Raw genomic sequence first — 6492 nt, forward strand, 5'->3', positions numbered from 1 at the left:
TGCGAATAGCCGTCCGCCCACTCGAAGTTGTCCATCAGCGACCAGAGGAAGTGGCCGCGCACGTCCGCCCCGTCGGCGCCCGCGCGCTGCACGGCGCGGAGCCGCAGGACACCGTCCGGGCGGCGGGCGGCAGGCTGCTGGGGCGGCTCGACCTCGCGCACGGCGTGCGGCCCTTCGCGGAACTGCTCGCCGACGCCCGGTCCTTCCTGGACTGGTATCAGGTGGACGGGTTCTACCTGGACCACTGCCCGTCCGACCGGGGCGAGCTGCCCGGTGTCCGGCGCCTCACCGGCACCCTGCGGGCGCTGCTGGGGGCGGACGGCGGGCACCTCGTGCTGGGCCACGACACCCACCCGTTCCCCGGCTACGCCGAGACGGGCGACCAGCTCGTCACGTTCCGGGGGGCGTGGAGCGACTACCGCTGGTCGCAGGTGGCGGAGTGGACCGCCGCCTACCCGCCCACCCGGTTCGCCCACTTCGTGCACGGCGTGCCGCGTACGCATCTGGAGGAGGCGATGCGCGTCGCCCGCTGGCAGGGCGCGGCCACGATCTTCTTCACGGATCGCGGCGGCGCTCCGGGCCCCGGGAACCGCCACGGACAAAGCGATCCTTTCGCGACACTGCCCAGGTACTGGGACGAAATCGTCTCGCGGATCGGACTTGGTATCTCGGAATGAGACGGGGCGTGGCAGTGTTACGGGAAGAACAACCGTACGTAGTCGAAGTACGTAGAATCCGACCACCTGCATTGTTGAGGTTCCTGTGTCGCTGCCACCCCTGGTCGAGCCAGCTGCTGAGCTCACCGTCGACGAGGTCCGCAGGTACTCCCGCCACCTGATCATCCCGGACGTCGGGATGGACGGGCAGAAGCGGCTGAAGAATTCGAAGGTGCTCTGTGTCGGCGCCGGCGGTCTCGGTTCGCCGGCGCTGATGTACATGGCCGCCGCCGGTGTCGGCACGCTCGGCATCGTCGAGTTCGACGAGGTCGACGAGTCGAACCTGCAGCGCCAGGTCATCCACAGCCAGGGTGACATCGGCAAGTCGAAGGCCCTGTCGGCCAAGGAGACGGTCCAGGGCATCAACCCCCTGGTCGAGGTGGTCCTTCACGAGGAGCGGCTCGAAGCCGACAACGTGATGGACATCTTCTCCCAGTACGACCTGATCGTGGACGGCACGGACAACTTCGCCACCCGCTATCTCGTCAACGACGCCGCGGTGCTGCTGAACAAGCCCTACATCTGGGGTTCGATCTACCGCTTCGACGGCCAGGCGTCCGTGTTCTGGTCGGAGCACGGTCCCTGCTACCGCTGCCTCTACCCGGAGCCGCCCCCGCCGGGCATGGTTCCGTCCTGCGCCGAGGGCGGCGTCCTCGGCGTGCTCTGCGCCTCCATCGGCTCGATCCAGGTCAACGAGGCCATCAAGCTGCTCGCCGGCATCGGTGACCCGCTGGTCGGCCGGCTGATGATCTACGACGCCCTGGAGATGCAGTACCGCCAGGTCAAGATCCGCAAGGACCCCAACTGCGCGGTCTGCGGCGAGAACCCCACCGTCACCGAGCTCATCGACTACGAGGCCTTCTGCGGCGTCGTGTCCGACGAGGCCCAGGAGGCGGCGGCCGGTTCCACGATCACTCCGAAGCAGCTCAAGGAGTGGATCGACGCCGACGAGAAGATCGAGATCATCGACGTCCGCGAGCCGAACGAGTACGAGATCGTCTCGATCCCCGGCTCCCGGCTGATCCCGAAGAACGAGTTCCTGATGGGCAACGCCCTCCAGGACCTCCCGCAGGACAAGCGCATCGTCTTGAACTGCAAGACAGGTGTCCGCAGTGCGGAAGTCCTGGCGGTCCTGAAGTCGGCGGGCTTCGCCGACGCGGTGCACCTGGGCGGCGGCGTCGTCGGCTGGGTCAACCAGATCGAGCCCGAGAAGCCGATCTACTAGAACGACCCCGAGGGGCCGGTCCGCACGCGGGCCGGCCCCTCCGGCATGCCCGGGGCCGCTACGAGCAGGTCGTGCCGTCCGCCGGGACCTTCCCGTCCAGGAAGTACGAGTTCACGGCGGCCGTCACACAGCTGCTGCCGCCGTACGCGCCGTGCCCCTCGCCCTTGTTGGTGAGCAGCACCCCGACCCCCTCGCCCAGTTCGTCCGCCATCCGGCGCGCGCCCTCGTACGGCGTCGCCGGGTCGCCCGTCGTGCCGACGACCAGGATCGGACCGGCGCCCGGAGCGCTCGCCTCCGGATCGTCGTGCGCGCCCTGCACCGGCCAGCCGGAGCACCAGCCGGCCGTGTCCCAGGCCAGGAACGGCCCGAACACCGGGGACAGCTTCTCGAACTCGGGCAGCAGCGCCTTCGCCTCGGCGACCGTCGGCCTGGCCCGGCCGTCCGCGCAGGAGATGGCCCGCTGCGAGTGGGTCTGGGTGTCGTAGTGGCCGCTCCCGTCCCGCCCGTTGTACGCGTCGGCGAGCCGGAGCAGCGGGGCGCCGTCGCCCTGCTCGGCGGCCGCCAGGGCCCGGGTGAGCGTGGGCCAGCTCTCCTGGGAGTAGAGGGGGAGCACGATGCCGGTGATCGCCAGCGACTCGTTCAGCTCGCGGTCGGTCCCGGTCGGCAGCGGCTTCGCGTCGATCCGCTTCAGCAGGGCGGCGACGCGCCGGGTGGCGGCCTTCGGGTCCTCGCCCCGGTCCGCGAAGTAGTTGTCCAGGGCGCGCTGGAAGCCGGTCGTCTGGTTGCGCGCGTGGCCGGTGGTGTCCGCAGTCGGGTCGACGACCGCGTCGAAGACCGTACGCCCCACCCGCCGGGGGAAGAGGTGCGCGTAGGTGCCGCCGAGTTCGGTGCCGTACGACATCCCGAAGTACGTCAGCTTCTCGTCGCCGAGGACCTGGCGGATCAGGTCCATGTCGCGGGCGGCGTTCACCGTGCCGACGTACGGCAGGACCCGGCCCGACATGCGGGCGCAGCCGGCCCCGAAGCCGGCGCCGTCCTTCATGAACGCCGCCTCCTCGGCCGCCGTGTCCGGGGTCATGTCGACGTCCTGGTACGCCCTGTCCTGCTCCTCGTCGTCCCGGCAGCGCACCCCGGCGCTCCCGGCCACCCCGCGCGGGTCGAAGCCGACCAGGTCGTACCGGGTGTTCAGGGTGGTGTACGAGGCGGCGGCGCGCGGGAGCACGGAGACGCCCGAGCCGCCGGGCCCGCCGAAGTTGAACAGCATCGAGCCCAGCCGCTTGTCCCGGTCCGTGGCCTCCTTGCGGATCAGCGCGATGCCGATGGTGTCGCCCCCGGGCTTCCCGTAGTCCAGCGGGACCTTCACCGTGGCGCAGCGCCAGTCCGGCCCGGGGTCCTCGCCGCCCTCCGGGGCCTCGCAGCGCTTCCAGTCCGGGCGCTGCGAGGTGAGCGCGGCGGGCAGCCCGTCCGCCCCGGGGGAGGGGTTCGCGGCGGACGCGGCCGGATCGCGGTCCACCTGCCGCCCCTGCTTGTCGCCCGAGCCGTCGTCGCAGCCCGCGAGCACCCCCGTCAGCAGCAGTGCGGCGGTGGCGAGTGCCCCGGCCCGTGCGTGTGCGACCACGTCGTACGTCCTCCCCGTCGAGCGCTGCCCGTACGGCAGTTCGCCCATCGTAGGCGGCGTGCGAGAGGGCGCCTCAGCCGCAGACGGTGCCGTCCGCCGGGACCTTGCCGTCGAGCAGGTAGCCGCCGACTGCCTTCTGCACACAGGCGTCGCCGCTGTTGTACGCGCCGTGCCCCTCGCCCTTGTACGTCAGCTCCACGCCGACGCCCTCGCCCAGCTCCTGGGCCATCGCCTTCGCGCCGGCGTACGGGGTGGCCGGGTCGCCGGTGTTGCCGATGACGAGGACGGGGGCGGAGCCGGGGGCGCTCACGTCGGGGGTCTGCCAGGTGCCCTTGGCGGGCCAGTCGGTGCAGGCCATCAGGCCCCAGCCCAGGTAATCGCCGAAGACGGGCGAAGCCTCCCGGAAGGCGGGCAGCTTCGCCTTCGTCTGCTCCAGGGAGAACCGGTCGCGCGAGTCGGCGCAGCTGATCGCGGTGTAGGCGGCGGCGGAGTTGTCGTAGCGGCCGTCCTGGGAACGGCCGTTGAGGGAGTCGGCGAGCGCCAGGAGCAGTGAGCCGTTCCCGCCGTCGGCCTCGTCCAGCCCTTGTTCGAGCAGGGGCCAGGTCTCCTTGGAGTAGAGGGCCGCCGCGATGCCGGTGGTGGCCTGGGTCTCGGTCAGCTTGCGGGCGCCGATGCCCTGGATCGGCTTCTTCTCCAGCCGGTCCAGCAGCGCGGAGACGCCCTGCTCGATCTCCCGCGCGTCGGAGCCGGGCAGCTTGCAGGCGTCGCCCCGGTCCGCGCAGTCCTCGGCGAAGTTGTCCAGGGCGAGCTGGAAGCCCTTGGCCTGGCTGAGCGAGGACTGCTCGGCGTCCTCGGTGGGGTCGACGACCGCGTCCAGGACCGCCCGGCCGACGTTCTCCGGGAACAGGTGCGCGTAGACGCCGCCCAGCTCGGTGCCGTACGAGATGCCGAAGTAGTACAGCTTCCGGTCGCCGAGGACCTGCCGCATCAGGTCCAGGTCGCGGGCGGCGTCGGTGGTGCCGACGTACGGGAGCCGGGTGCCGGACCGCTTCTCGCAGGCGGCGGCGAAGTTCTTGGTGTCCTGGACGAACGCCTTCTCCTCCGCCGCGTCGTCCGGGGTGCCGTCCTCCTGGTAGCGGGCGTCGAGCTGCTTGTCGCTCTCGCACTCGACGCCGTCGCTGTTCCCCACGCCCCGCGGGTCGAAACTGACCAGGTCGTAGCGGGTGCGGAGCTTGTCGTACTCGGCGCCGAACGCGGGCAGGGTGGCGACCCCGGAGCCGCCGGGGCCGCCGAAGTTGAAGATCAGCGAGCCGATCCGCTTCTCGGCGCTGACGGCCCTGGCCCGGATGAGCGCCAGTTCGACGGTGTCGCCGGAGGGCTTCGCGTAGTCGAGGGGGACCTTCATGGAGGCGCACTCCCACTTCGCCCCGCCGGGCAGCGGCGAGGGCGGTTTGCCGCCCCCCTGCGCCTGGGAAGGGGCCGGGCACTTCTTCCACGTCAGTTTCTGGTCGGCCGGATCGGACGGTGTGCCGGTCGCGGCGTTCACCGCGCGGGGCCGGGTCGTCGTCGAGCGGTCGGCGGCTTCGCCGTCACCGCCGTCCGAGCAGCCGGCGAGGGGGAGCAGGACGGTCACGGCGGCGAGGGCCGCGGCGCGCAGGGCAGGGGAGGTCCGCATCGCTCCATGCTGCGGGCGTGCCGGGGCGGCTGCACGGGGTGCCGGTCCGAGTGGGTGGCCGGTGCACCCTTCAGAGTTCGCCCTTGCGGGTGAGGTGGTTGAAGCACAGCCAGCCGGGAAGGACCGGCAGCCACAGCGTCATCAGCCGGAACAGCAGCACGGCGGGAGCGGCGACCTCCTTCGGCAGCCCCACCGCGATGAGACCGAGCGTCAGCGCGCCCTCGACGGCGCCCATGCCGCCGGGCGTCGGGGCGGCCGAGCCGAGAGCGTTGCCCGCGAGGAAGACCACCGCGATGCTCGCGTAGCTGAGGTGCGGGGTGTCCGGGCCGCTGAACGCGCGGATCGAGGCGTCCAGGCACATCACGAAGAGGCCGGTCAGCAGGAGCATCCCGCCGATGCCGGTGAGCAGCTTCTGCGGCCGCTGGACGACGTCGAGCATGCGGGGGACGACCCCGGCGAACAGCGACCGGATGCGGGTCACCACGAACTTGCGCAGGAACGGGATCGCGGTGACCACCAGGACCAGCACGGCGACCGTCAGCAGGCCGGCGATCACGGTCCTGGACGGGGTCAGCGAGGACGGGGTCTTCTCGGTGCCGGTCAGATAGCCGAAGGCGCCGAGCAGCAGGATGTGGCAGCCCAGGCCGAACAGCTGCGAGGCGCCCACACTGGCCACCGCAAGACCGGGACGCACCCCGGAGCGCTGGAGGAACCGCGTGTTCAGCGCCACCCCGCCGACCGCGGCCGGGGCCACGATCTTCACGAACGACCCGGCGACCTGCGCGAGGACCGTCCTGCCGAACGACACCCGCTCGGGCACGAAGCCCAGCAGGCTCATCGCGGCGGCCACATAGCTCAGCGCCGAGAAGCCGAGCGCGGCGGCCACCCAGCCCCACTCTGCCTGCTCCACGACCGCCCCGAAGTCGGCCTCGGTGACCTGCGAGATGAGGAAGTACGCGGCGATGGCACCGGCGATGAAGCTGAACAGGGTGCGCGGCTTGATGCGTTCCAGGCGGACCGGCTCGACCGGCGCCTGCGGCCGGATCAGCAGGACCTCGCGGCGGATCTGGGAGAGCAGGTCCTCCTCGCGCGCCTCTTCGAGGGCGTCGTCCATGGCCCGCTTCTCGGCCTGCTTCTCGGTGCGCAGCGACTTGCGGGCCGCCTTGCGGCCGGCCTCCCCGGCCGGCTGCGCGCCGCCCTCCGCGCGGGCCCGCTTGGCCGCGTCGGACGCCTCCAGGACGGCGTCGCGCTCGCGCTG

5 protein-coding genes and 1 pseudogene are annotated in these 6492 nt (G+C 71.7%); 2 read left to right on the forward strand and 4 right to left on the reverse strand.

The features are described 5' to 3' along the window. Positions 1-92: family 1 glycosylhydrolase (locus tag MHW47_RS30355; protein WP_374230174.1), on the reverse strand; the 92-nt coding region annotated here is incomplete at its 3' end. Between MHW47_RS30355 and MHW47_RS30360 the strand changes: the two are divergent. Further along, positions 75-677, forward strand: a pseudogene (locus MHW47_RS30360) (spherulation-specific family 4 protein); the annotation flags it as partial. The gene MHW47_RS30355 and the pseudogene MHW47_RS30360 overlap by 18 nt on opposite strands. Before the next feature lie 85 nt (positions 678-762). Next, positions 763-1941: an adenylyltransferase/sulfurtransferase MoeZ gene (gene moeZ / locus MHW47_RS30365; RefSeq protein WP_239227072.1), complete on the forward strand. Its 1179-nt coding sequence runs from the start codon at positions 763-765 to the stop codon at positions 1939-1941. A gap of 58 nt (positions 1942-1999) precedes the next feature. Here the strand turns inward: moeZ and MHW47_RS30370 are convergent, their stop codons facing one another. The 3 genes from MHW47_RS30370 to MHW47_RS30380 form a co-directional block, all read right to left on the reverse strand. Continuing rightward, positions 2000-3607: an alpha/beta hydrolase gene (locus tag MHW47_RS30370; RefSeq protein ID WP_275449825.1), complete on the reverse strand. Its 1608-nt coding sequence runs from the start codon at positions 3605-3607 to the stop codon at positions 2000-2002. Positions 3608-3632: 25 nt separating this feature from the next. After that, the gene (locus MHW47_RS30375) at positions 3633-5234 is read right to left on the reverse strand and encodes an alpha/beta hydrolase (protein WP_239227074.1); all 1602 of its coding nucleotides are present in this window, start codon (positions 5232-5234) and stop codon (positions 3633-3635) included. Positions 5235-5304: 70 nt separating this feature from the next. Further along, a partial coding sequence (locus MHW47_RS30380) for a lysylphosphatidylglycerol synthase domain-containing protein (RefSeq protein WP_239227075.1) occupies positions 5305-6492 on the reverse strand: 1188 nt, incomplete at its 5' end.

It is taken from the genome of Streptomyces sp. OfavH-34-F, assembly GCF_022347745.1.
GTDB lineage: Bacteria > Actinomycetota > Actinomycetes > Streptomycetales > Streptomycetaceae > Streptomyces.